This is a genomic window from Brevundimonas lutea (genome assembly GCF_003704105.1).
In the GTDB taxonomy this organism is placed as follows: domain Bacteria; phylum Pseudomonadota; class Alphaproteobacteria; order Caulobacterales; family Caulobacteraceae; genus Brevundimonas; species Brevundimonas lutea.
The window spans coordinates 406,817-431,325 of sequence record NZ_QUOQ01000002.1 but is presented as its reverse complement, the minus strand read 5'-3'; the positions used below and the strand labels follow the sequence as shown (position 1 = coordinate 431,325).

Here is a 24,509-nt window from a genome sequence, read left to right as displayed (position 1 = left end):
GCCTACAGCGGCCCCATCGACACGAAAGCCCGCGCGGCGGCGAAGTCGCCCGCCTGGTAGCGGACCCTCAGCACGCTGTCGTCGCGGAACAGGAACTCGACCGTGAAGGTCTCGCGCGGATCCAGCTCGGCGATGGCGGCGGCGGCGCTTTCGGGGAAACGCCAGACCTCGGCCGACCGGCCGGCCGGCGCCAGGGACGCCTCGGCGCGGCCCGTCTCGGTGGCCCAGACGAAGCGCCGGGCGGTCCGCGGCGGCAGGGGCAGGATCGAGGCCTGGACCGTGGGCAGGTGCGGAGAGCGGGCCCGCGCCGGGTCGCGCGTCACCACCCGCGCCGCATAGGGGCGAGACTTGCCGTGGAAGGCCACCACGGCGCTGAAGCTCAAGGGTTCGGTCCCGGCGGCGGCATATCCCACAGTCACCGGCGACGCGCCGACCCGGCCGTCCTGGGCAAGCCGCCAGGTGGGCCGCTCCTGCCGCACCCGATCGGCGCGCCATTGGCGGGCGCCGGCCTCGAACGTCATGCGGGAGCGGTCGCGCCAGCCGGAATAGGCCTGACGCACCCGGTCGACGACCTGAGCCAGGTCGGCGGAATCGCAGGCCGTGGTTCGGGCCCGTGTGCGTCCACGCAGGGCGGCGGCCTCCAGGTCGGTCCGCGACACTCCGGCTCGCGCGGCGGCGGAACGGGACTGAGCCGCCGAGACCTGCAGGGCCCCGCGCGTGTCCTCCGAGAACAGACCGCAGCGCCGGTCGGCTTCCAACAGCAGCGCGCGCTCATAGACGCCATCGGTCGGCGCCGCGCGCGCCGCGCCGGCGATCATGCAGGCGAAGGCCAGCATGAGGCCCAGGGCCGCCTTCAACGGGTCGGGGATGCGTCCGATCATGGCTCCATGCTAAGCGCGGCCTTGCGAAGACGCGGTTTCCGGATGTGGTGAACCGTTGATTGACGCCGGAGACGCCCGCGCCATGGAAATCTCGAGCGATGTTTGGGTGGCCGGCCTCATCCGCCGGGCCGAGATCGGCGGGGCCTTCGCCACCGTGGTCAAGCGCGGCGACGCACGAGGCGGAGCCGTGATCGTCAAGGCCTACGACACCTCCACGCGCCGCGCCCGGCTTTATAGTGAAGCCTTCGGGATGGATGGCGAACGCCGCTGGATCCAGCCGATCGAGAGCGAGTTCGAGAGCGAGCTCGACGCCTATGTCGATCGCCAGCGCCGCTATGACCCCGACCTCTGGGTCGTCGAGATCGAGGACCGCGAGGGCCGCAGCTTCGTCGAGATCTGACCGGGCGGCGCGTCAAGATTCCGTCAGTCTTTCAGTCGCAAACGCTTAACCGCGTTCGTGAACGGGGCGAAAAGCGTGGGCGGCCTAGGGTGTCGATACGGGCCAGAAGGGTCCGCACCTGAAGGGCGTACCCGATGCTGTTCCTGCTCAACGACGTGGTGTTCGATCTGGACCAGACCTGCCCGGTCTCGGCCGTCGACGCGCGCCGGTTCGAGCGCCTGGGCCTCGACTATGTCGTCGAGCTGGGTTGTGAGCTGTTTTCGGAAGACCCCATGCTTCACCGCAACGACCCGGAGCGCGCCCGCCGGCTGGCGTGGCTGATCGCCGCCCGCTCGCCCGACGTCAACGCCGCCCTGTTCGCCGCGCCCGAGGCCGGCTGCCCTGCCGATCTGGTCGAGCCGCGCTTCTGCGCCCTGCCCCAGACGGCGATGCAGCAGCTCCACCGCCGCGACGAGCGCGGCCGCCTGGATGCCGTCGCCGCCGACAAGGCCGTCTGGAACCGCATGGCGGCCTAAGGCCGTCACTCGCCTCATGCGATCGTCATCGGTCGGGATCACGCGTCATGCGCGAGCCCGCTAGCGTGTCCGCACGCGGGAGGACAGTTCATGTACGACGACTTCGCCTTCGAGGCGCCGATCAAATTTCCGGTGGATTTTCTCCGCCGACGGAAGAGGCTGGCGGGTTGGCCGTCACCTTCGGCGCCCGACACGCCGACCTGACCGCCGCCGCCGACCTGCGTCTGGGCGCGGCCCGATCGGAGCGATCCCGTCAGGTCGTCCGTGTCGACGCCAGTTGTCCGGACGACTCCAATGATCTGATCGTGGGGCTGGTCATCAGCGAGGCGTCTGGCGATGCCGCGACCTGGGAGAACGTCCGGCTGGTGCTGAGCCATGATCTGGACTTGGCCGACTCATCGACGCGAGCCATCCCATCGGAGGATCTGCCCGCATTCCTGGAGTGAGCCAGGCGACAGCCGCCAGGCGCGCCGGATTAGCCCCCCGTTAACCCTACTCCCGGCATTTTCTGCCCGGTAGCGTAGGTGTTCGAGGACGGCAGAATGAGCGGATCGGAAGTGCTGGACGTGGGGCGCGACGCCCTGTGGCTGACCATTCAGCTGTGCGCGCCGGTGCTGCTGGTCGGCCTGGTCGTCGGCGTGGTCATCGGCCTGTTTCAGGCCCTGACCCAGATCCAGGAAGCCACCCTGATCTTCGCGCCCAAGATCATCGCCATCTTCGTCTCCCTGCTGCTGTTCCTGCCTCTGATGGGGGCGCTGCTGGGCGGTTTCTTCCAGGAGATGACCGCGCGCATCGCGGGCATGTAGGGTGGAGCCTTACGCCACCGCCGATCAGGTCTGGGTGGGCGGTCTGATCTTCGCCCGCATGGGCGCCATCTTCTTCAGCCTGCCGGGCATCGGCGAATCCTACATCCCGCCCCGCGTGCGCCTTTCGCTGGCGCTGCTGGTGTCCTTCGTCCTGTGGCCGGTGGTGGGCGGAGCGCTGCCGGGCCTTCCCGAGACCGTCGGCGGCATGGTCGGCTGGGTCATCCGCGAGGTGCTGACCGGCCTGGCCATCGGCGTCATGCTGCGGATGCTGCTCAGCTCGCTGGCCGTGGCCGGCGAGATCGTGTCCCTGCAGACCACCCTGGGGTTCGCCCAGACCGCCAATCCGATGCAGGCCCAGCCGGGATCGACGCTCGCGGCCTTCCTGACCATCCTGGGCCTGACCCTGATCTTCGCCACCAATACCCACCACCTGTTCATCGCCGGCCTGGTCGGCAGCTATGAGGTGATCGCCCCCTCCGCCCCCCTGGCCGTCAATGACTTCGCCACCCTGGCCGTGCGGGTGGTCGGCGATAGCTTTCTGCTGGGGGTTCAGCTGGCGGCGCCGGTGCTGGTGTTCGCCCTGATCTTCAACCTGGCGACGGGTCTGGTGGCGCGGGTCATGCCTCAGTTCCAGGTGTTCTTCGCCTCGGCGCCGCTCAGCGTTCTGCTGGGGCTTTCCGTCTTCGCCCTGTCGCTGGGCGTGGTGGGCACGGTCTTCATCGACCGGTACCGCACCCTGGCGCAGCAGTTTGTGGGAGGGGCCGGTGGCTGACACGCCCGATCCCGAGTCCAAGACAGAAGAGGCGACTCCGCGAAAGCTGGACGAGGCGCGAAAGAAGGGCGACGTCGCCCGCACCCCGGACCTGCCCAGCTGGCTGGCGCTGCTGTTCGGGTCGGCCGTGCTGCTGTACGGCGGGGGCCTGTTTGCGACGCAGTTGGCCGAGAGCCTGGTTCCCTTCATCGCCAGCCCGCACGAGATGGTCGGCGCCTTCCACGCCGGCGGCGGGGTCGAGATCGGCGCGCGGGCCATCTGGGGGACCATTCCGCTGCTGGGCGCCGTCGCCATCGCCACCATCCTGGGCGGCGCGGGCGGCAATCTGGCCCAGTCCGGCCTGATCTTCTCGGCCGAGAAGATGAAGCCCAAATGGTCGAAGGTGAACCCGATGGAAGGGTTCAAGCGCATCTTCGGCCCTGACGGCCTGGTGCAGTTCATCAAGACCTTCCTTAAGCTGGTCGCCACGGGGGTGATCTGCTGGCTGGTGCTCAAGCCCCACGTCCGCGAGATCGAGGCCCTGGCCGCCATGAGCCCGGCGACCATCCTGCCTTTCGCCCGCGACCTGGCGCTGGCGCTGATGATCAGCATGCTGGTGTTCCTGGGCTTTACCGCCGCCGCCGACCTGATGTGGCAGAAGTTCCAGTTCGCCAAGCGCATGCGCATGACCAAGGAAGAGCTGAAGGAAGACTACAAACAGGCCGAGGGCGACCCCCATGTGAAGGCCAAGCTGAAGCAGATCCGCAGCCAGCGCAGCCGCCAGCGGATGATGCAGGCGGTGCCCGAGGCCACGGTCGTGGTCACCAACCCGACCCACTATTCCGTCGCCCTGCGCTATGAGCCCGACAAGGGCGATGGCGCGCCGGTCTGCGTGGCCAAGGGGGTCGACGCCCTGGCCCTGCGCATCCGCGAGGTGGCGCGCGAGCACAATGTTCCGGTGGTCGAAAACGTGCCCCTGGCCCGCGCCCTCTACGCCAAGGTCGAGGTCGACGCCGTCATTCCCCGCGAGCATTTCGAGGCCGCCGCGAAAGTGATCGGCTTCGTCATGAACCGGCGGCGGCGGCGCTGAACGAACACCCACCGTCTCCCCGGCGAGGGCTGGGGTCCAGGACCGCGAGCGACGGCGCGTGATCCCCTGGGCCCCGGCCTTCGCCGGGGACGCGGTTCTGGGGCGCGGCGTTCCCCATCATAAAGGCGTATGCTGACACTCGCGAATCGGCGCAGCGAGGCAGGATGGCGGCGCGAAAGAGCACAGCCCCCCGGATCGATCCCTGGCTGATCGCCGCGATGGTCGCGGCCGCCGTGGCGGTGGCCCTGGCGGCGTGGCCGGCGTTTCAGGCCGACCCGATGTCGGCGCCGGGCCTGATCCTGATCGCCACCCTGACCATCATCGCCGGCATCGCCGTGTTCGGTTTCGGCCGCGCCGAGGCCCAACTGGCCCAGGATCAGGTCGACTCCGACGCCGTCGTCGCCCTGCTGGACGCCATCGCCGAGCCCGCCGCCCTGGTCTGGAAGGGCGGCAAGGTGCTGGCCTTCAACGCCGCCTGGGCCGAGGCGGGGGGAGCCCAGGCCACCCTGCCGCCGTCGCGATCCGCGTCCGCCGTCTATATGGCCTTCGCCCAGGCGCGCGGCGGGCAGCCGGCCCGCGCCATCCTGAGCCTGGGCGAGCGCGAACTGGAGGTTCTGATCGGCTCGGTCGGCGACGGGCGGTTTCTGGTGCGCGAGGCCCCGGCGGCGGAGACGGTCAGCCCCGCCGCCGCCCTTCCCGTCCAGACCACGCGGCCGGGCGAGGGCCGCGCCATGGCGGCCGGCGCCCCGTTCGGCTCGGCGGTGATCCCGGGCGACGATCTGTTCGCCGGGCGCGCCGAGGAGGCCAATCTGGCGCTGGAGGCGCTGACGGGGCCATCCGCTTCGCGCGACGCCGCCTTTGGCCATCTGTTCGATCCCCGGGGCGTGGAGGAGGCCCGCCGCGCCCTTACCGAAGGCTCCTCGGGGCCCATCGCCCTGGTCGCCCGCGCCTTTCCGGACCGGACGCTTCACCTCTATGTCGCGCCCGAGGGCGAGCGTCGGCGCGTCTGGCTGTTCGACGTGACGGCGCAGAAATCGACCGAGATGCAGCTGGCCCAGGCCCAGAAGATGCAGGCGATCGGCCTGCTGGCCGGCGGGGTCGCCCACGACTTCAACAATCTGCTCACCGCCATCGAGATGCAGCTGGACGCCCTGCTGCAACGTCACCCCGTGGGCGACCCGTCCTATGAGGGGCTGAACGAGATCAGGAAGACGGGCCACCGTTCCGCCGACCTGGTCAGAAAGCTCCTCGCCTTCTCCTCCAAACAGACCGTCCGCCGGGAGCGGCTGGATTTGGGCGAGCTGATCTCGGAATTCGAGGTGCTGCTGCGCCGCCTGATGCGCGAGGATGTCCGCCTCGAGACCGATTACGGTCCCGACCTCCCAGCCGTGGTCGCCGACAAGAGCCAGGTCGAGACCGCGGTCATGAACCTGGCCGTCAACGCCCGCGACGCCATGCGCGGCGTGACCGAGCCGGGCGCCGGCGTCGTCCGCATCCAGACGCGGCGACTGGACCAGACCGCCGCCGAAATCCTGGGCTGGCCCTCCGCCCCGGCCGAGGGCGCCGCCCTGATCGAGGTCTCAGACACCGGCCCCGGCATCCCCCCCGCCCTGCTGGACAAGATCTTCGAGCCCTTCTTCACCACCAAGGCGGTGGGCGAAGGCACCGGCATGGGCCTGGCCACCGTCTACGGCATCGTCCAGCAGGCGGGCGGACACATCACCGTCGGCAATCTGGAGGGCGCGGGCGCCGTCTTCCGCATCTTCCTGCCCATCGCCTCGGATGTCGAACTGGCGCAGGTCGTTCCGGTCGAGCCGGCCAAGGCCGTGCCGCGCGACCTCTCCGGCGCCGGCCGCATCCTGTTCGTCGAGGACGAGGCCGCCGTTCGCGGCATCGCCGCCCGGCTGCTGCGCGAGCGCGGCTATGAGGTGATCGAGGCCGCCGACGGCGAGGAGGCGCTGGAGGTGGCGGAAGCCAACGCCGGCCAGATCGACATGCTGATCTCCGACGTCATCATGCCCGGCCTCGACGGCCCGGCCCTGCTGAAGAAGGCCCGCCCCTGGCTGGGCGACATCCCGGTGATGTTCATCTCCGGCTACGCCGAAAGCGACTTCTCGGACCTGCTGGAGGACGAGAAAAACGTCTCCTTCCTGCCCAAGCCGCTGAACATCAAGACGCTCGCGGAGCGGGTGAAGATGTCACTGCGGGCGGAGTAGGCTCCCTGGCTCTGACTAACCCCGCGTGCGGTCCCAGGTGTGGAACTCGTGGGCGATGCAGCGGTCGATCAGGGTGCGCCATACGGGTTCGGCGATGTCGGGGGACAGGCCGGCGGGGGCGGCGGCGGCCAGCACCTTGGCCACCACATCCTCGATGCGCGCGTCGTCATGGACGACGTCGCGGCTGGGCTTGATGCGGGCGGCGGCGTCCATGTAGCGCTGGCGTTCGGCCAGGAGCGCGACCAGGGCGCGGTCCAGGGCGTCGACGCCGTGGCGCACCTCAGCCATCGTCGCCGCGTCTTCGGGCGAGACGCGCGGATCGATTGACAGGGTCGTGGGCGCGCCGCTCATCCGACGAAGGCCCGTTCCAGGACGAACTCGCCGGGCTCGGCGTTGGAGCCTTCGCGGAGGCCGAAGCCCTCCAGCAGGGCCGCCGTCTCCTTGATCATGGCCATGGAGCCGCACAGCATGACCCGGTCGCGTGCGGGATCGAAACCGCCGTCCAGCCCCAGATCGCGGAAATAGTCGCCCGAGCGGATGCGGTCGGTGATGCGTCCCGGGTGGTGGAAGGGCTCGCGCGTCACCGTGGGGTAATAGGCCAGCTGGGCCGCCGCCTCCTCGCCGATCAGGGGGTCGTCCTTGATCCCGGCTTCGAAGAACTCGCGGTAGGCCAGGTCGGCGGCCATGCGCACCGTGTGGCTGACGACCACCCGGCCGAACCGCGAATAGGTCTCCGGGTCGCGCGCCACGCTGAGCCAGGGGGCCAGGCCCGTACCGGTGCCGATCAGATGCAGCCGCTCGCCACCCGTCAGGGCGTCCAGGACCAGGGTGCCGGTCGGCTTTTTGCCCATCAGCACCGTATCGCCGGGCTGGATCAATTGCAGGCGCGAGGTCAGGGGGCCGTCCGGAACCTTGATGGAGAAGAACTCCAGCTCCTCGGCCCAGAAGGGGCTGGCCACCGAATAGGCGCGCAGCAGGGGTTTCGCGCCCTCCGCGCCGGGCAGGCCGATCATCACGAACTCGCCCGAACGGAAGCGGAAATCCTCGGGCCGGGTGATGGCGAAGGAGAACAGCTGGTCGGTCCAGTGGCGCACCCACAACACCCGGCCCTCATGGAAGGGGCTGGGCCTGGGTGGCGCGGCGGAGGGCGGCGAGGCCGGTGCGGAGGCGTCGGTCATCGCGGCGTGGTCTAGGGGTTCGGCTCTCGAAAGGGAAGCCGGTCGGAAAGTCACGCCGGTCGGCGAAGAAACCGGAAAAGAGGGCTTGCGGCCCCTCCGCCCCCTCCGCTATACGCCCCGCTCTCGACTGAAGCGCGGGCGTAGCTCAGGGGTAGAGCATCACCTTGCCAAGGTGAGGGTCGGGCGTTCGAATCGCCTCGCCCGCTCCAGTCGAAGACCTGAAAAGCCCGGCCATCGCGCCGGGCTTTTTGCCGTCCGCCCCTCGCCAGTCGCAGGCGGCGATGTCGCCAAGCTGTCATGACATGGCGCGGCGAACTGTCACGGGGAACGCCTAGCCAGAGCCCGACGGCCGCCCAAGCGAGCGGCCGTTCGATGTCGCGCACGCCGGGGGTCGGCAGCGCCTTTGATGGGGCCATCGTCATGTCGTCAGTCTACACGCCCGCCCGCGCAGGACGCCTGCGCGCCGCGACCGCCGCCTGCGCCCTGCTGGGTGCGACGATGGCCGGGCTGGCCCTGCCGCAGGCTGCGCTGGCTCAGTCCGCCCAGGGCTCGATCGAGGGTCGGGTCAGCGATCAGCAGGGCGGCGCCTATTTCGAAGGGGCGCAGGTGGAGATCGTCGAGCTGGGTCGGCGCGCCGTCACGGGGCCGGACGGTCGCTATCAGTTCATCGGCGTGCCCAACGGCAGCTATACCCTGCGCACCACCTATCTCGGAGCGCCGACGACGGAGACGCGGATCGCGGTGCTCGGCGCCGCGCGGGCCGACGTGCGCCTGGGCGACGACGTCACGACCCTGGACAACATCCTGGTCATCGGCCAGCGCGCCAATCTGGCCAGCGCCATCAACCAGAAGCGCAACGCGTCGAACATCATCTCCGGCGTCACTTCGGACTTCGTCGGCCAATTCCCCGATCAGAACGTGACCGAGGCGGCCCAGCGCATCCCCGGCGTGTCAATCAACCGCGACCAGGGCGAAGGCCGGTTCATCTCGATCCGCGGCGCCAATCCGAACCTCAACGCCATCACAATCAACGGCGTGGGCGTGCCCAGCGCCGAGGGCGATCAGCGCCAGGTGGCGCTGGACGTCATTCCCGCCGAACTGATCGACACCCTGACGGTCACCAAGTCCCTGACGCCGGACATCGACGGCGACTCGATCGGCGGCGCGGTCAACATCGAATCCGCCACCGCCTTCGACCGCGCGGGCTTTTCCGGCTCGCTGACCGCCGAGGGCTCCTACAACGACCTGCGCGGTGAGTGGTCGCCCCGCCTCAGCGGGTCGGCGTCGGACATCTTCGACGTGGGGACGGGCCAGCTGGGGATCGCCGGCTCGATCAGCTATTTCGACCGCGAGCTGGGCTCGGACGGCATCGAGAACGGTGACGGCGAGCTGGACGAGGTGGACGGGGTCGCCTTTCCCGTCACCGCCGAGCCGCGCGACTATGTGCTGGCCCGCACCCGGTTCGGCGCGGCGGTCAATTTCGACTGGCGGCCGGACGCCAACAACGATCTGTATCTGCGCACCTTCTATTCCGACTTCGCGGACGACGAGGTGCAGGGCGGCACGCTGTTCGAGCCGGACACGGACGACGGCGGCAATGTCGTCTCGGCCAGCGGAAACACCGTGCTACTCGCCAATCAGGAGGTCGAGAGCTACGTCTCGGACCGCAAGGAGACCCAGACCATCCTGTCGCTGGCCGCCGGCGGCGAGAGCCGCTTCGGCGCCACCACGGTGGAGTATCAGCTGGCCTATGCCGAGGCGGGAGAGGAGAACCCGGACTATATCGAGTTCATCTTCGTCGGCGACTTCTCAGACAGCGGCGCGCTGGTCGGGACCAATCTGGATGATCCGCGCCGCCCGCTGATCGTCACCGACGACCTGGCGACGTTCAACGATGCCTCGCTCTACGAGCTGGACGAGGCCATCTTCGAAAGCGGCGTTACCGAGGACACCGAGTGGTCGGGTCGCGTCGATGTGCGTCACGACATGAACTTCGGCGAAAACCCGGGCTTCGTGAAGTTCGGCGCCAAGGCCCGGCTGCGCGACAAGATGGCCGATCTGAACGTCGATGTTTACGGCGGCGCCGATCAGGACTTCACGGTCGCCGACTTCCTCAACTCCGACATCGACTATCCGTTGGGTTTGATCGCGCCCCAGGCCGATCCCAATGCGGTGGCCGCCGCCATCCGCGCCAATCAGGCGGCCTTCGACGAGGATTTCGACGAGGAAGGCAGTTTCATCGACTCCAACGTCGAGGACTACGACGTCACCGAGGATGTCTTCGCCGGCTACGGCATGGGCAGCGTCGACATCGGCGCCCTGACCCTGGTCGGCGGCCTGCGGGTCGAGCACACCGAATACGCGGCGCAGGGCAACCAGATCACCCTGGACGAGGAGGCCGGCACGCTGGATCTGGTCCCGATCGATGTCGAGGACAGCTACACCGACCTGCTGCCCAGCGTGAACGCCCGCTATGAGCTGAGCGACGACGTCATCCTGCGCGCCGCCTACTTCCGCTCCGTGGTCCGTCCGATCCTGGAGCAGAACCGTCCCGCCGGCCTGATCGAGATCAACGACGAGGGCGAGATCGAGGCCGAGTTCGGCAACACCGAGCTGGAGCGCTACAAGGCCGACAGCGTGGATCTGGCCATCGAATATTACCCGGGCGGCGTCGGCCTGCTGACCGCCGGCGTCTTCTTCAAGAACATCCAGAACCCGGTGTTCGGCGTCGATCTGGCCGGTCAGGACGGGTTCGAGGGCTTTGACGCCTATGAGACCTTCATCAACGGCGACGACGCCACGGTAATGGGGTTCGAGACGGCCTGGCAGCAGGATCTGACCTTCCTGCCCTCGCCGCTGGACGGCCTGCTGATTTCGGCCAACTACACCTTCGTCGACACCGAGTCGTCCATTCCCCTGCCGGACGGCGGCTCACGCGACATCGCCCTGCCCTTCCAGGCGCGCCACACCGCCAACCTGTCGCTCGGCTATGAGAAGGCGGGCTTCTCAGGGCGGGTGGCGGTGGCCTATCGCGACCGCATCCTCGATTCGATCGGCGACCCCGAGGACGCCGCTTTCGACGTCTATATCGACGACCACGTCCAGGTCGACGTCACCGCCGCCTACCAGGTGACGCCGATGATCCAGGTCTTCGTCGAGGGGACCAATCTCAACGACGAGCCGCTCTACAGCTACAGCGGCACGCGCAACGTGAACGTCCAGTACGAGGAATACGGACCGTCGTGGACCCTGGGACTGAAGGCGGTGTTCTGAGGCCGATCAGCCCGCCTGGCGCAGCGCTGACGGGCTGGCCAGAAGCCTGTCCACGGTGACCCGGAAGCTGTCGAGGCGGAGCGGCTTTTCCAGCGAGGCGTCGGCGCCCAGGGTCATGGCGGCCTTCAGATAGCTGGCGGGCGAAACACGGCCACCACTGGAGATGGCCAGGATCGGCACCTGGGGTTTCAGCGCCTTCATCTCCAGCAGGGTTTCCAGTCCGTCGCGGTTGGGCATCAGCATATCCAGCACGACCAGATCGACCGGCAGCGCCTTGAACAGGCGGATGCCCTCCACGCCGTCGGCGGCCTCGACCATGGCGTGGTCGGAGGCGCGCAGCAGTTCCGCCGCGATCAGGTGGATGGTGGGATCGTCATCGACGACCAGGATCGACGCCATGCAATGTCTCCGCGTCCTCAGGGTGACGCCGATCCTTTGCCGATCCGCCAACGGTCATGGTTGACGGCGGATGACCGTCAAGCGGGTGGCCCCGCGCGGCGGCTGCGCTATATGAGGCCCTTCCCTGACGCCTACAGTCCGAGACCGCCATGACCGACGCCGCCGCCCCGACCTATGATGTGATCATCATCGGCGGCGGACCTGGGGGCTACAACGCCGCCATCCGCGCGGGACAGCTGGGCCTGAAGGTCGCCTGCGTCGAGATGCGCCAGACCCTCGGCGGCACCTGCCTGAACGTCGGCTGCATGCCGTCCAAGGCGCTGCTGCATGCCTCGGAGCTGTATGAGGCGGCCAACACCGAATTCGCCGGCATCGGCATCGAGGTGAAGCCCAAGCTGAACCTGGACCAGATGCACAAGGCCAAGGACGACAGCGTTACGGCCCTGACCAAGGGGATCGAATTCCTGTTCAAGAAGAACAAGGTCGACTGGCTGAAGGGCCGCGGCCGGATCGCGGGCAAGGGCAAGGTCGAGGTCGAGGCGGCGGACGGGTCAAGGGCCGTCCATCAGACCAGAAACATCATCATCGCCACGGGCTCGGAGCCCATGCCCCTGCCGGGCGTCGCCTTCGAGGACGGCAAGGTGATCGATTCCACCGGGGCGCTGTTCCTGCCCAAGGTTCCAAAGCATCTGGTGGTGGTCGGCGCGGGCGTCATCGGTCTGGAGCTGGGCTCAGTGTGGCGCCGGCTGGGGGCCGAGGTCACCGTGGTGGAGTTCCTCGACAAGGTCGGCGCCGGCATGGACGGCGAGATCGCCACCGCCTTCCAGCGCGGCCTGACCAAACAGGGCATGACCTTCCGCATGGGGACCAAGGTCACCGGCGCCAAGAGCGGCAAGGACGGGGTCGAGCTGACCCTTGAACCCGCCGCCGGCGGGGCCGCCGAGACCCTGAAGGCTGATGTGGTGCTGGTCGCCATCGGCCGGCGTCCCTACACCGCCGATCTGGGGCTGGAGACCGTCGGGATCGAGACCGACAAACGCGGCTTCATCGCCAATGATCACTTCAAGACCGGCCAGGACGGCGTCTGGGTGGTCGGCGACGTGACCCACGGGCCGATGCTGGCCCACAAGGCCGAGGAGGACGCGGTCGCCGCCGTCGAGCTGATCGCCGGCAAGGCGGGACACGTCGATTACGACCTGGTGCCGAGCGTCATCTACACCACGCCCGAAGTGGCCTGGGTCGGCAAGACCGAGGAGCAGCTGAAGGCCGCCGGGGTCGCCTACAAGAAGGGCAAGTTCCCCTTCACGGCCAACAGCCGCGCCAAGATCAATCACGAGACCGAAGGACTGGCCAAGGTCCTGGCCGACGAGAAGACCGACAAGGTTCTGGGCGTGCACATTTTCGGGCCCCAGGCGGGCGAACTGATCGGCGAGGCCTGTATCGCCATGGCTTTCGGGGCGTCGTCGGAGGACATCGCCCGCACCTGCCACGCTCACCCGACCCGATCCGAGGCCGTGCGTCAGGCGGCCATGGGGGTCGAGGGCTGGACGATGCAGGCCTGACCGTCAGTCGATCACGCGCGCCGGCCGGCGTCGGAGCGTGCCGAAGCGCACCTCTCCGCCAACGAAATCAAGGGTGACGGAACTGAAGGCGCCGATCAGGTCGGAGCCGAGAAGCAGCGCGGGCCGATCCTCGAGCCCCAGCACGCGAAAGGCGTGAAGATCGGCGAAGACAGCCGGCAGCTCGGTGAGGGTGGCGGCGCCGATCCGCAGGGCCCGGATGACAGCCACCTCGCCGATCAGCCGTTGTCCCGTGACGCCCATGACCGGCACGTCATAGCGCCGCCCTCTGACGCCCGCCCGGTCAACCGCCAGCGACCGCAGCAGCGCGGGGTTGCCGACAGAATACTGCGCGCCAGTGTCGATAAAGGCTTCGACCGGAACGTCGTCGGCAGAGACGCCGATGAGGGTCAGTTGATCGCCGCGCCGACGCACGACGACCGTGGTCTCGCGCCGGAGACGGCTGCCGGTAACGAAGCCCGAGCCGCCGGTGACGACGCCCCTCACTCGGCTGGCCAGGGTGACGAGCTGAGCGGCGTTGTCGATGGTCAGGCGGAATTGGCCCAGGACATCCAGGCCCAGAAGGCCTTCGGCGCCGAGTTGAGCGAGCGGCGCCGTGGGCAGGGTCAGATCCCGGAAATTCTGACCTCTCACCTCAATCACCGGCGTCAGCGCCGAAGGGAGAACTTCGGGCTCCGTCACGCCGTGAACCAGCACCGACGGTCCCGGCTTCAGCCCCAGGCGAGCAGCCAGTTCGGCGGCCAGCGCCGAGCGTCCCGCCCCGGTGTCGATGATGAACAGCGCGGACTGCCCGGCGACCCGCACCGCGATGCTCATGCGGGTGACCTGACGGCTGAGCAGGGCCAGCACCAGGTCGGGCGAGGGCTCGAACGGCGGGGCCGCCTCCTGAGCCCAGGACGCTGCCGGCGCGGTCAGCGCGGCGGCGATCAGACCCCGGCGGCTCCAGCGCACGCGCGCCCCCTTTCCGCCCCCCGATCCTCTGCGATGCTAGGCCCGACAGCGCCCCGGCGCCTAGCCGAGAAGTGATTTCCAAGGCCGGCGGTCATCGACCTAGGATACAGATGCTCAACGGAGGGACATCATGCGCTGGCTCGAACTGCTCGTCGCCGCCTCGCCGGAACAGGCGGTGCTGCCGCCCACAGATCCCCAACCTTCCATCCCTGTCGAGGTACGGGCCCCGTGCGACACGCGGCTTTATCAAACACGCGGTTCCCGCCCGGAAATCCGTCGGCTGGACGAGTCCGATGAGTCCGTGCGCATGTACTACCTGGTCGAGAACCGGGTGAACGGCTGCTCCATGCCCGTCATCGCCATCGAGCATCTGCCCGAGGCCGATCGTGCTCGGGGCCGGGAACTTGGCCGAGACCGCTCATGGTCCGACCGTCAGTCGCAGCGTTAGGTCAGCCTGCGCCTGGATGGGCGGGAGAAGCTGATTTCCGACCGGCCGTAATCTAGCACCACCCGATCAAAGCGCTGGATGACGTCGCCGCCGATCAACAGGGCCGGGCGCTCGATCAGATCGAGGACGCGAAAGGCGTGGAGATCTGCGAAAAGCAGCGATGTGCGCCCGAGGCCCTGATTGGCGAGCCTTAGGCGGGGAGCCGAGCCGATGTAGGCGTCGACCGATTGGCCGATCACGCCATACACCTGTACCGACCGGGCGCCGCTGGGGCTGACGTCGATGCCGATGGCGCGGGCCAAGGCCATGTTGCCGATCGAGTATTGAGCGCCGCTGTCCACGAAGGCCTCCACCGGAACGCCCCCGACAGTGGCGTCAGTGACGATCAGTTGGCCGAACCGGCCCGATCGCGCGTATCGCGGAACTGTCCTGGTCAGACGGGAGGGGGTTGCGTGGGTTCGGCTGACCTGAACCACGTCCGGAGCCGAGGGCGACATCTCCACCTGGTTTCGCTTCAGATCGAAGCTCAAACGAAAACGGGATAAGGCGTCCAGCCCTAGCAGGCCGTCGGCGCCCAGGAGTTCGCGGCTGAAGACGGGCGTAACAAGGTCGTCGAAGCGGATCGGACCGAGATCGAGGCGGGCAACCCGAACAGATCGTGCGACTTCGGGAGATGTCAGGCCGTGAACCAGAATGTCGCCGGCAGACGGCGCTGCGATCGCCTCGGCCACATCGCTAGCCAGAGCCGTACGGCCCGCGCCGGTGTCCACCACAAACACGCACTTGCGCCGCCCATTGAGCTCCAGCGCGAGAGACATGCGGGTTAGCAGGTTCGATCCGAGATCGGCCTCGCTCGCGCCTTCCGGAACGGCTTGCCAAACCCCGGCGGTAAGCGCGCCGGCCACAAATGACCGCCGATCGAGACGCCGTATCTGTGGTGTCGGCTCGCGCATGGATATCAGCCCCTCAAGGCCCTCCCAATCTAGCGCTTGAAGACGGATGGAGGGGAGTCCCCAGTCGTTATTGGCGTGGATGAGCCGCCGCATAGGCTCCAAGCAGGCGCTCGGCATCGACGGCGGCGTATTTCTGGGTGGTCGACAGGCTGGCGTGGCCCAGCAATTCCTGAATCGAGCGCAGATCGGCGCCGCCGCCCAGCAGATGGGTGGCGAAACTGTGCCTCAGCGCGTGCGGCGTCGCCGAGGCCGGCAGACCGAGACGTCCGCGAAGCCGTGCGACCGCCGCCTGGACATGTCGCGGGCTAAGCGCGCCGCCGCGTTTGGCCCGAAACAGGGGGTCGGCGGGCGCCGCCGGGAAAGGCTGGACCGCCAGATAGGCGTCGACCGCCTGGCGAACCGCCGGCAGGGCGGGGATCAGCCGCGTCTTGCCGCCCTTTCCGGTGATCCGCAGGCGCTCCGCCAAGGGCGCATCGGCGCGGGTCAGCGACAGGGCTTCGGAAATCCGTAGCCCGCAGCCATAGAGCAGGCTGAGCACCGCCTGGTCGCGGGCGGCCTCCCAGGGATCGAGATCGGGATCCAGGCCCGGCTCGGCGATCAGGCCCAGAGCGTGATCGGCGCTAATCGGGCGCGGGAGGCCGGGCTTAAGCTTCGGGCCGCGCACCAGGGCAAGGCCGGGAGCCGGGGCGCCGAGGCGACGGTCGAGAAAGCGGTGAAAGGACCGGATCGCCGACAGGGTCTGGCTGATCGACCGAGCGTTCAGGGGGCGATCGCCCTGGCGTCGTTCCGCCAGATGGGCCCGCACCTCGGCGGCCGTCACGGCGGCCAGGCCAGAGACGGTGAGCGCCTCGCCACGATGACGTTCCAGAAAAGCGAGATGGAGCCGAACGATGTGGCCATAGGCCTCCAGGGTGCGGGGTGAGCAGCGGCGCTCGTGCGCCAGATGCTCCAGCCAGGCTATCAGGGCCTCGGCAGCGGTCATTCCAGCACCGGCCACCGTTCGGCGGTGCGCGCCGTCACCCCGGCGAGGAAGGCGACCAGCTCGCCCCCCATGGAGGCGGTGAACCCCTCGGCGTCGAACGAGCCGAAAGCGCACAGGGCCGGCCGCTCGGGCGACCACAGGCTCATCCGCACCAGGGCGACGCTGTTCACCTCGGCGCTGGCGGCTCCGAACAGCTCCAGCCCCTCGAACACCGGCCCCAGCCACAGCATGCCGTCCTGACCCAGCAGCTGATCGACCCGGGACGCCTCCAGGGCGCGCCAGCCGAAGGGCACGCCTCCGGGCTTTTCCAGAGCGATGGCGGCGCCGGCCAGGCCGAACCGCTCACGCGCGGCGGCGTCCAGGCGGCGGGCCAGGTCGGAATGATTGCGGGCCTCCAGCAGGTCCAGGCAGGCGGCGTGGGTCTGGGTCTGAGCGGCGAAATTGGCCTCGGCCACCTGTTCGACGGCCTTGCGCTGTCCCGCCTCGCGCTCGACCACCGCCTCGAGCCGGACCAGGGCCGCGCGGCCGAGGTCGACGACATTGCGGCCGGTGTGGCGCAGACCGATGTCCTCGAGCAGCGCCCGGTCTTCGCTCAACAGGTCGGGGTTCGACAACAGCCAGGCGCGCACGCGCGGCCAGTGCAGGCCGTCATCCGGATCCGCCATGGAAAGCTCACTGTTGGACGCCACGACGCAGAACTCCTGGCCGTGGAGCGGCGCGGTCAGAGTATGGACTGACCCGTCTTGCCCCAGTCGGCGAGGAATTGATCAAGACCCTTGTCGGTTAACGGGTGCTTGACCAAGGCCTTGAAGGTGTCGGCCGGCAGGGTCGCGGCGTCGGCGCCGGCCAGGGCCGCGGCCGAGACATGGCCGGGATTACGCAGGGACGCCGCCAGGATTTCGGTCTCGAAGCCGTGGATGTCGTAAAGGGTGCGGATCTCTTCCAGCAGGCCGATGCCGTCGGCGCCGTTGTCCTCCAGACGACCGACGAAGGGCGACACGAAGGTCGCGCCGGCCTTGGCCGCCATCAGGGCCTGGGCGGCCGAGAAGCACAGGGTGACATTGGTCTTGATCCCCTTGTCCGAAAACGCCCGCGCCGCGCGCAGGCCGTCCCAGGTCAGGGGCAGCTTGACCACCACATTCGGGGCGATCTGGGCCAGCTTGTCGCCCTCCTTGACCATGGTCTCGAAGTCGGTGGCCACGGCCTCGGCGGAGATCGGCCCCTCGACCAGGGCGCAAATCTCGGCGATGACCTCGGCGATGTTGCGACCGGATTTGGCGATCAGAGAGGGATTGGTGGTCACGCCGTCCACCATGCCGGTGGGCAGCATGTCCTGGATGACGGCGACGTCGGCGGTGTCGAGGAAGAGTTTCATGGCCGGGTGTCTAGCCGACTGGAGCCAAGCGTGAAAGTCGCCTCGGTCCTCATTCCCCTGCCCGTGCCCGAGGCCTTCGACTACGAGGTTCCCGACGGCCTTGGCCTGGCGCGCGGCGACCAGGTGGCCGTGCCGCTGGGGCCGCGGCGACTGCGCGGCGTGGTGGCCGAGGTGCGCGAGACGACGGGATCGAACCGGCGGCTGAAGGCGGTTGAAGGGAAGCTGGACGACCCGGCCCTGCCGGAGCGGACGCTGGACTTTCTGGAGTGGGCCGCGCGCTGGACGCTGAGCCCGCCGGGCGAGATGGCGGGCGTGGCGCTGAATGGCCTGCGCGCGCCGCCGCCCCGTCCGGAGCGCCGGGTGCGCCGGGTCGGCGACCGCCAGCCGGCGCGGGCCACCCCGGCGCGGACGGTGGTGCTGGAGACGTTGAGCGAGCGCGCTCTGCCCGCCGCCGAGTTGGCGCGGCAGGCTGGGGTGTCGTCGGGTGTGGTCAAGGGTCTGGTCGACGAGGGGGTGCTGGAGATCATCGAGGTCGCCGCCGAGCATGGCTTCGACGCGCCCGATCCCCGCCACGCGCCCGCGACGCTGAACCCGGATCAGGCGGCGGCCGCCGAAGCCATGGCGGCGGCGGTGGGCGGCGGCTTCCAGCCCATCCTGCTGGACGGGGTCACCGGCTCGGGCAAGACCGAGGCTTATCTGGAGGCGGTGGCGCGCCTGCTGAGCGCCGAGCCCGAGGCGCAGGTGCTGATCCTGTTGCCCGAGATCGCCCTGACCCAGGCGCTGATCGAGCGGATCACCACGCGGTTCGGCGCCGCCCCGGCCGAGTGGCATTCCGGCGTCTCGCCGCCGCGCCGTCGCCAGGTCTGGGAGGCGGTGGTCGGCGGCCGGGTGCGGATCGTGGTCGGGGCGCGCTCGGCCCTGTTTCTCCCCTTCACGCATCTGCGCCTGATCGTCGTCGACGAGGAGCACGACAGTTCGTTCAAACAGGAGGACGGCCTCGTCTATCACGGCCGCGACCTGGCCGTGGCGCGGGCCCGGATCGAGGGGGCGGCCATCGTCCTCGCCTCGGCCACCCCCTCGCTGGAAACGCTGTGGAACGCGCGCCAGGGCCGCTATCGGTGGCTGAGGCTGGGGGCGCGGCACGGGACGGCGGTGATGCCGGATATCCGCCTGATCGATCTGCGCCAGACCCCGCCCGAGCGCGATCACTGGCTGAGCCCGCCCCTGGTCGAGGCCATGGTCGAGACTCTGGGCCGCCGTGAGCAGGTGCTGTTGTTCCTCAACCGGCGCGGCTATGCGCCAGTGGTTCTGTGCCGGGCCTGCGGGCATAGGCTGACGGCCCCCGACACCGACAGCTGGCTGGTCGAGCATCGCTACACCGGGCGGCTGGTCTGTCATCTGACAGGGTTTTCGATGCCGCGTCCCGCGCGGTGCCCGGAATGCGGCGCGGCCGACAGCCTCGTCCCGGTCGGGCCGGGGGTGGAGCGGGTCGAGGAGGAGGCGGAGAGCCTGTTCCCCGACGCGCGCATCGCGGTGTTCAGCTCGGACACAGCGCCCGATGCGCGGTCGGCGCGCGAGCTGATCCGCCGCATGACCGACGGCGAGATCGACATCCTGGTAGCCACCCAGGCGGCGGCCAAGGGGCACAACTTTCCGCACCTGACCCTGGTCGGGGTGGTGGACGCGGACCTGGGCCTCAGAGGCGGCGACCTGCGAGCGGCCGAGCGCACCTGGCAGCTGCTGACCCAGGCGACCGGCCGCTCGGGCCGTCACGACAAGCCAGGTCGGGCCCTGCTCCAGACCTGGACGCCCGACCATCCGGTGCTGCAGGCGCTGCAGCACGGCGACCGCGAGGGGTTCGTCGAGACGGAACTGGCCGAGCGCGAGGCGGCGTCCCTGCCGCCGTGGGGCCGCCTGGCCGCCCTGATCCTGACCGGCGAGAAGGCCGAGGCGGTCGAGGACACGGCCGCCGCCCTGGCCGCCGCCATTCCCAACGCCGAGCGGCTCGAGGTCTATGGCCCCGCCGACGCGCCTCTCGCACTGGTGCGCGGGCGTCGTCGAAAGCGTTTGCTTGTGCGGGCCGATCGCGATGTCGACCTTCAGGCCTTCCTGCGGGCCTGGCTGGCCCGGGTGAAGATCCCGGGCTCGGTTCGGCTGACGGTCGATGTCGATCCCTACAGCTTCCTGTAGGACGACCCATGATTTGCCGCTTTCGTCGCGATAATCGCCGTGTTTACTGGTCCCGACACGGAGCGCCGAGATGACCGACGCCGATCAGACCGAACAGCAGCCGGGCGGCGGCCGCGTCGCCTATCAGGGCGCGCCGGGGGCCTTTTCGCACGAGGCCTGCGCGGAGTTGCGCCCGTGGGACGAGGCCGTGCCCTTCGACAGTTTCGAGGCGGCGCTGGAGGCGGTGCGGACCGGAGACTGCGGCTGCGCCCTGATACCGGTCGAGAACACCACCATCGGCCGCGTCGAACCTGCCGCCAGTCTGGTCGAGGCCTCGCACCTGGCCACGATCAGCGAGGTGTGGCGGCCGATCCGTCTGGCCCTGTTGGGGGTCGAAGGCGTGCGCCTGTCCGACATCCGCACCGCCGAGAGCCACCCGGTGGCGCTGAGCCAGTGCGTGCGCACCCTAGGCCAATTGGGCGTCGACCCGGTCGAGGCCTTCGACACCGCCGGGGCGGCCCGAGCCGTGGCCGAAGCGGGTGACCGCAGTCGGGCCGCCGTGGCGCCCTCGGCCGCCGCCGGCGTCTACGGACTGTCGATTCTGAGACACGATGTTCAGGATAACGCCGACAATCGCACGCGTTTTGTCCTGTTATGCGCCCAGAACGCTTGACCGCGCACGATCCTTGCGTCTGAAAGGTCAGGCGGGCCGATTGGGTCCGCCACCGGCAGAACCGGACCGACCCATGACCGCCCCGCGCGCTTCGATCGTCGAACTCTCCACCGCTTCGCGCGCGGCCGTCTTCTATTTCGGCTTCGGCTTTCGATACGCCGGCTGAGGCGTCGGGCGACACACTGACCTGACAATCTCGCCGGCGACCGCTTCTGAACGGAGCGGCCTTTCGCCCATCGACTGTCGTTCAAGCCTTTCTCCGGTATTTCCGCTCATGACCACATCTTCCGCCCCCCGCCGCGCGGAGTCCGCCCAGGCCCGATGGCCTCGTCTCGTCCAGGGCGCCGGCGCTTCCGATCCCATGACGCTCGACGCCCTCAGGCTCGAGATCGACCATCTGGACGACCAGATGCTGGCCCTTTTCGAGCGACGTCTTGCCCTGGCCTCGCGCGTCGGTCGGGCCAAGGGCGCGCCGGACGGCCCCCACGCCAAGCTGCGGCCCGATCGCGAGCAGGCCGTGCTGGACCGCATGACCGGCCAGGCTTCAGAGGATACCCGCCAGGCCGTCGCCGGCCTGTGGCGGGAGGTCGTCGGCTGGGGCCTGGCGCGGCAGGGCGAGCTCAAGGTGGCGGTCTGGTCGCCGACCGAGCCGGCCCTGGCCTATGACGGCGCGCGTAGCCGCTTCGGCCGGGCCGCCGCCATCAAGATGGCCCGCACCCCCGAGGCGGCTCTGGCCCAGGCGGCGGAAGGCGGGGGCGTCGCCGTCCTGGCCATCAACCACGCCGAGCCCTGGTGGATCGGCCTGAGACGCGACTGGTCGATGCTGTCGGTGTTCGATGGATTCGGCGACGGCCCGATCCCGTCCAGCCTGGCGATCGGTCGCATTGACCCGGCCGCCCTACCCTCAGGCCCTCGTGTGCTGGTTCAGGCCGGCGGCGACGCGGGCGAAGGCCGGGTTCGCCGGCGTGGATTGCACACCCACCACGGCTGGACCCTGTCGCTGGTCGAGGCCGACATCCCGGTGGGCGAGGACGGCTGCGTCGGCGCGATCGGCTGAAGCACCACGAAAAATCCAGCGTGGTCAAATGGCTACGCTGGACTCGCCCCGCTTGAGAACATAGCATGAACGGATGGCCCAGCTCGACCTCCGACGCAAGCTCTCCATTCTGGCTGATGCGGCCAAGTACGATGCGTCGTGCGCCTCGTCAGGCACCAGCAAGCGCAGCTCCGCGGACGGCAAGGGCCTGGGTTCGACCGAAGGCATGGGCATCTGCCACGCCTATACGCCGGACGGACGCTGCGTCTCGCTGCTCAAAATCCTGCTGACCAACTTCTGCGTCTACGATTGCGCCTATTGCATCAATCGGGTGTCGTCGAACGTCGAGCGGGCGCGGTTCTCGGTCGAGGAGGTGGTCAAGCTGACCCTCGACTTCTACCGGCGCAACTACATCGAGGGCCTGTTCCTGTCGTCGGGCATCATCCGCTCGGGCGATTACACGATGGAGCAGCTGGTGCGGGTGGCGCGGAGCCTGCGCGAGGATCACCAGTTCCGGGGCTATATCCACCTGAAACTGATCCCCGAGGCCGATCCGCTGCTGGTCGAGGAGGCGGGGCTATATGCCGACCGGCTGTCGGCCAATATCGAACTGCCGCGCGACGAGGCGATCCGGCGACTGGCGCCGCAGAAGGATCCGGGCGTCATCAAGAAGGCCATGGGTCAGGTGCGGCTGAAGGTGGAGGCGGCGCGACCCGGCAAGAAGGATCGCGCCAAGCCGCCGAAGTTCGCGCCGGCGGGGCAGTCGACCCAGCTGATCGTGGGGGCGGACGGGGCGCCGGACACCGAGATCATGGCCCGCAGCGCGTCGCTTTATGGCGGCTATGGGCTAAAGCGGGTCTATTATTCCGCCTTCAGCCCCATTCCGGATTCGTCGGCCATCCTGCCGGTGTCGCGGCCGCCGCTGATGCGGGAGCATCGACTGTATCAGGCCGACTGGCTGATGCGATTCTATGGGTTTTCGGCGCCCGAGATCGGACAGTCGGCGACGGACGGCATGCTGGATCTGGCCATCGATCCCAAGCTGGCCTGGGCGCTGAACAGCCGAGAGCAGTTTCCGGTCGATGTGAACTCAGCGCCGCGCGAGATGCTGTTGCGGGTGCCGGGGCTGGGGGTGAAGTCGGTCAACCGGATGATCCAGGTGCGGCGCTGGAAGGCGCTGAGGCTGGAGGATGTGGGGCGGCTGACACGATCGGTGGACAAGATCAGACCGTTCATTACGGCGCTGGACTGGACGCCAGGCGGGCTGACGGATGCGGTAGATCTGCGCCAGCGGATCGCGCCGGAACGACCGCCGGAACAGCTGAGCCTGTTCTGATGCGGGTCGAGACCCTGGCCCACGAGATCGACATCGACGGCTGGCGGGCGGCCGCGCGTCGGCTGCGACTGGCCGGGGTGGCGCCCGAGAACGCCCGGTTCCGCGTGGCGGGGTCCGGTCAGGGCGGGCTTCTGGATCAGATCGAGGAGACCCCCGTCGAGGCGGCGCCCGCGCCGGCCTTCGCCGTGCCCAAGGCGTTTCTCGATCTCGCCGGAGAGGTGATCCTGCATCGGTCAGCCGATCGGTTCGACCTGATGTACCGGCTCCTGTGGCGGCTACGCGACGAGCCGAACCTGATGCGGATCACCACCGATCGGGATGTGGCCGACGCCCTGGAGCGGGCCAAGAACGTCAGTCGCGCCAGCCACAAGATGAAGGCCTTCGTGCGCTTTCGGCGCATCGAGGATCAGGCGGGGGAAGCGTGGGTGGCGTGGTTCGAACCGGCGCACCGCGTGCTGGAGAAGACGGCGGGATTTTTTGTCAGGCGGTTCGCGACCATGCGCTGGTCGATCCTGACGCCGGATGGCTCCGCGATGTGGGACGGCGAATCCCTGGCGTTCGGGCCGCCGGCGACCCGCGACATGGCGCCGGACGGCGATGCGGTCGAGGACTACTGGAAGACCTATTACGCCTCGACCTTCAATCCGGCGCGGCTAAAGACCAAGACCATGCAGGGCGAGATGCCCAAGCGGTACTGGAAGAACCTGCCCGAAGCGTCGCTGATCCCGGAACTGACGGCCCTGTCCGCGGTTCGCACGACGACCATGGTCGAGGCCGCCCCAACGCCTGTGAATGCCCGCCTGGCGCGCGCCGTCGCGCCGGATGCGCGCGTGTCAGGCTCGGTCGACGACGTGGTCGCCGCCACCCTTCCCGAACTCGACCGCGCGATTCAGGGCTGTCGTCGGTGCCCGCTGTGGCGCGACGCGACCCAGGGCGTCTGCGGCGAGGGACCGCGACAGGCGAAACTGATGGTGGTCGGGGAGCAACCCGGCGATCAGGAGGATCTGGCTGGGAAACCTTTCGTAGGACCCGCCGGTCAGGTGTTCAATGCGGCGCTCGAGGACGCGGGGATCGACCGCGCCGACGTCTATGTCACCAACGCCGTCAAACACTTCAAGCACGAACCGCGCGGCAAGCGCCGCCTGCACAAGACGCCAAACGCCGGAGAGGTCACGGCCTGTCGCTGGTGGCTGGATCAGGAGCGCAGGCTGGTGAAGCCGAAGGTCATTCTGGCGCTGGGCGGGACGGCGGGTCTGGGCGTGCTGGGCCGCAAGCCGGCGGTGACCAGGGAGCGCGGCCAGCCGATCGCGCTCGAGGACGGCGCCACCGGTCTGATCACCGTCCACCCCTCATACCTATTGCGACTGCCCGACGAGGCGGGGCGCGTCCGCGAGCGGGCGGCGTTCGTAGAAGACCTGAAGGCGGTCCGCCGCCTGCTGTGAACTTCGCGCCACGCCGCGCGCTTTGCGGGAATGGACCGCTAGCCAAGGCGGGGGG

24 protein-coding genes and 1 tRNA gene are annotated in these 24,509 nt (G+C 69.0%); 16 read left to right on the top strand and 9 right to left on the bottom strand.

The features are described from left to right. Nucleotides 1-2: 2 nt before the first annotated feature. Nucleotides 3-881, bottom strand: a complete 879-nt coding sequence (locus tag EES48_RS02235) for a hypothetical protein (protein WP_122464743.1) — start codon at nt 879-881, stop codon at nt 3-5. A gap of 82 nt (nt 882-963) precedes the next feature. Between EES48_RS02235 and EES48_RS02230 the strand changes: the two genes are divergently transcribed. The 7 genes from EES48_RS02230 (at nt 964) to cckA (ending at nt 6,659) form a co-directional block, all read left to right on the top strand. After that, entirely contained in the window at nt 964-1,281 is a 318-nt protein-coding gene (locus EES48_RS02230; protein ID WP_122464742.1) for a DUF1491 family protein, read from the top strand. A gap of 134 nt (nt 1,282-1,415) precedes the next feature. Then, nucleotides 1,416-1,796 (top strand): hypothetical protein, encoded by a 381-nt coding sequence (locus EES48_RS02225; protein WP_122464741.1) that lies wholly within the window; start codon nt 1,416-1,418, stop codon nt 1,794-1,796. A 167-nt stretch (nt 1,797-1,963) separates the two neighbouring features. Further along, nucleotides 1,964-2,242, top strand: a complete 279-nt coding sequence (locus EES48_RS02220; RefSeq protein WP_122464740.1) for a hypothetical protein — start codon at nt 1,964-1,966, stop codon at nt 2,240-2,242. A gap of 96 nt (nt 2,243-2,338) precedes the next feature. After that, nucleotides 2,339-2,602 carry a flagellar biosynthesis protein FliQ gene (gene fliQ, locus EES48_RS02215; RefSeq protein ID WP_122464739.1) on the top strand — a complete coding sequence of 88 codons (264 nt, stop codon included), beginning with the start codon at nt 2,339-2,341 and terminating at the stop codon, nt 2,600-2,602. Nucleotide 2,603: 1 nt separating this feature from the next. Continuing rightward, complete coding sequence (gene fliR, locus EES48_RS02210) at nt 2,604-3,374, top strand: flagellar biosynthetic protein FliR (RefSeq protein ID WP_122464738.1); 771 nt, start codon at nt 2,604-2,606, stop codon at nt 3,372-3,374. Beyond that, nucleotides 3,367-4,443 (top strand): flagellar biosynthesis protein FlhB, encoded by a 1,077-nt coding sequence (gene flhB, locus EES48_RS02205; protein WP_122464737.1) that lies wholly within the window; start codon nt 3,367-3,369, stop codon nt 4,441-4,443. The genes fliR and flhB overlap by 8 nt, the downstream gene beginning before the upstream one ends. Before the next feature lie 164 nt (nt 4,444-4,607). Beyond that, nucleotides 4,608-6,659, top strand: a complete 2,052-nt coding sequence (gene cckA / locus EES48_RS02200; protein ID WP_122464736.1) for a cell cycle histidine kinase CckA — start codon at nt 4,608-4,610, stop codon at nt 6,657-6,659. Between the two features lie 15 nt (nt 6,660-6,674). Here the strand turns inward: cckA and EES48_RS02195 are convergent, their stop codons facing one another. Further along, complete coding sequence (locus tag EES48_RS02195) at nt 6,675-7,010, bottom strand: chorismate mutase (RefSeq protein WP_122464735.1); 336 nt, start codon at nt 7,008-7,010, stop codon at nt 6,675-6,677. Continuing rightward, nucleotides 7,007-7,837 carry a ferredoxin--NADP reductase gene (locus EES48_RS02190; protein WP_122464734.1) on the bottom strand — a complete coding sequence of 277 codons (831 nt, stop codon included), beginning with the start codon at nt 7,835-7,837 and terminating at the stop codon, nt 7,007-7,009. The genes EES48_RS02195 and EES48_RS02190 overlap by 4 nt, the downstream gene beginning before the upstream one ends. 134 nt (nt 7,838-7,971) lie before the next feature. On the opposite strand from EES48_RS02190, the gene EES48_RS02185 reads away from it, so the two are divergent. Together EES48_RS02185 and EES48_RS02180 are read left to right on the top strand one after the other, a co-directional pair. Beyond that, nucleotides 7,972-8,046: transfer RNA gene (locus EES48_RS02185), tRNA-Gly, on the top strand. A gap of 163 nt (nt 8,047-8,209) precedes the next feature. Next, on the top strand, nt 8,210-11,110 hold the full coding sequence (locus EES48_RS02180; RefSeq protein ID WP_162997962.1) for a TonB-dependent receptor: 2,901 nt from the start codon (nt 8,210-8,212) through the stop codon (nt 11,108-11,110). A 6-nt stretch (nt 11,111-11,116) separates the two neighbouring features. Here EES48_RS02180 and EES48_RS02175 read toward each other — a convergent pair whose 3' ends face one another. Continuing rightward, nucleotides 11,117-11,509, bottom strand: a complete 393-nt coding sequence (locus tag EES48_RS02175) for a response regulator (protein ID WP_122464732.1) — start codon at nt 11,507-11,509, stop codon at nt 11,117-11,119. Between the two features lie 149 nt (nt 11,510-11,658). Here EES48_RS02175 and lpdA point away from each other — a divergent pair, with 149 nt between their 5' ends. Further along, entirely contained in the window at nt 11,659-13,071 is a 1,413-nt protein-coding gene (gene lpdA / locus EES48_RS02170; protein WP_122464731.1) for a dihydrolipoyl dehydrogenase, read from the top strand. 3 nt (nt 13,072-13,074) lie between these two features. On the opposite strand, the gene EES48_RS02165 is transcribed toward lpdA, so the two are convergent. Further along, nucleotides 13,075-14,040 carry a pepsin/retropepsin-like aspartic protease family protein gene (locus EES48_RS02165; RefSeq protein WP_122464730.1) on the bottom strand — a complete coding sequence of 322 codons (966 nt, stop codon included), beginning with the start codon at nt 14,038-14,040 and terminating at the stop codon, nt 13,075-13,077. A 130-nt stretch (nt 14,041-14,170) separates the two neighbouring features. Here EES48_RS02165 and EES48_RS02160 point away from each other — a divergent pair, with 130 nt between their 5' ends. Beyond that, nucleotides 14,171-14,488 (top strand): hypothetical protein, encoded by a 318-nt coding sequence (locus tag EES48_RS02160; RefSeq protein WP_122464729.1) that lies wholly within the window; start codon nt 14,171-14,173, stop codon nt 14,486-14,488. On the opposite strand, the gene EES48_RS02155 is transcribed toward EES48_RS02160, so the two are convergent. The 4 genes from EES48_RS02155 to fsa form a co-directional block, all read right to left on the bottom strand. After that, complete coding sequence (locus tag EES48_RS02155; protein ID WP_162997961.1) at nt 14,485-15,306, bottom strand: retropepsin-like aspartic protease; 822 nt, start codon at nt 15,304-15,306, stop codon at nt 14,485-14,487. The two genes, EES48_RS02160 and EES48_RS02155, sit on opposite strands and share 4 nt — an antisense overlap. Nucleotides 15,307-15,508: 202 nt before the next feature. Further along, entirely contained in the window at nt 15,509-16,423 is a 915-nt protein-coding gene (locus EES48_RS02150; RefSeq protein WP_205679323.1) for a tyrosine recombinase XerC, read from the bottom strand. Beyond that, complete coding sequence (locus EES48_RS02145) at nt 16,420-17,088, bottom strand: DUF484 family protein (RefSeq protein ID WP_122464726.1); 669 nt, start codon at nt 17,086-17,088, stop codon at nt 16,420-16,422. The genes EES48_RS02150 and EES48_RS02145 overlap by 4 nt, the downstream gene beginning before the upstream one ends. 56 nt (nt 17,089-17,144) lie before the next feature. After that, complete coding sequence (fsa, locus tag EES48_RS02140; protein ID WP_122464725.1) at nt 17,145-17,798, bottom strand: fructose-6-phosphate aldolase; 654 nt, start codon at nt 17,796-17,798, stop codon at nt 17,145-17,147. Between the two features lie 30 nt (nt 17,799-17,828). Between fsa and EES48_RS02135 the strand changes: the two genes are divergently transcribed. The 5 genes from EES48_RS02135 (at nt 17,829) to EES48_RS02115 (ending at nt 24,454) form a co-directional block, all read left to right on the top strand. Then, nucleotides 17,829-19,988, top strand: coding sequence for a primosomal protein N' (locus tag EES48_RS02135; RefSeq protein WP_122464724.1), 2,160 nt, complete (start codon nt 17,829-17,831; stop codon nt 19,986-19,988). 70 nt (nt 19,989-20,058) lie between these two features. Continuing rightward, nucleotides 20,059-20,640, top strand: coding sequence for a prephenate dehydratase domain-containing protein (locus tag EES48_RS02130; RefSeq protein ID WP_122464723.1), 582 nt, complete (start codon nt 20,059-20,061; stop codon nt 20,638-20,640). Between the two features lie 274 nt (nt 20,641-20,914). Then, a complete protein-coding gene (locus EES48_RS02125; protein WP_122464722.1) occupies nt 20,915-21,697 on the top strand; it encodes a chorismate mutase in 783 nt (260 codons plus the stop codon). A 73-nt stretch (nt 21,698-21,770) separates the two neighbouring features. Further along, nucleotides 21,771-23,012: a putative DNA modification/repair radical SAM protein gene (locus EES48_RS02120; protein ID WP_122464721.1), complete on the top strand. Its 1,242-nt coding sequence runs from the start codon at nt 21,771-21,773 to the stop codon at nt 23,010-23,012. Then, entirely contained in the window at nt 23,012-24,454 is a 1,443-nt protein-coding gene (locus EES48_RS02115) for a UdgX family uracil-DNA binding protein (protein WP_122464720.1), read from the top strand. Before EES48_RS02120 ends, EES48_RS02115 begins: the two co-directional genes overlap by 1 nt. The last annotated feature ends 55 nt before the right edge of the window (nt 24,455-24,509 follow it).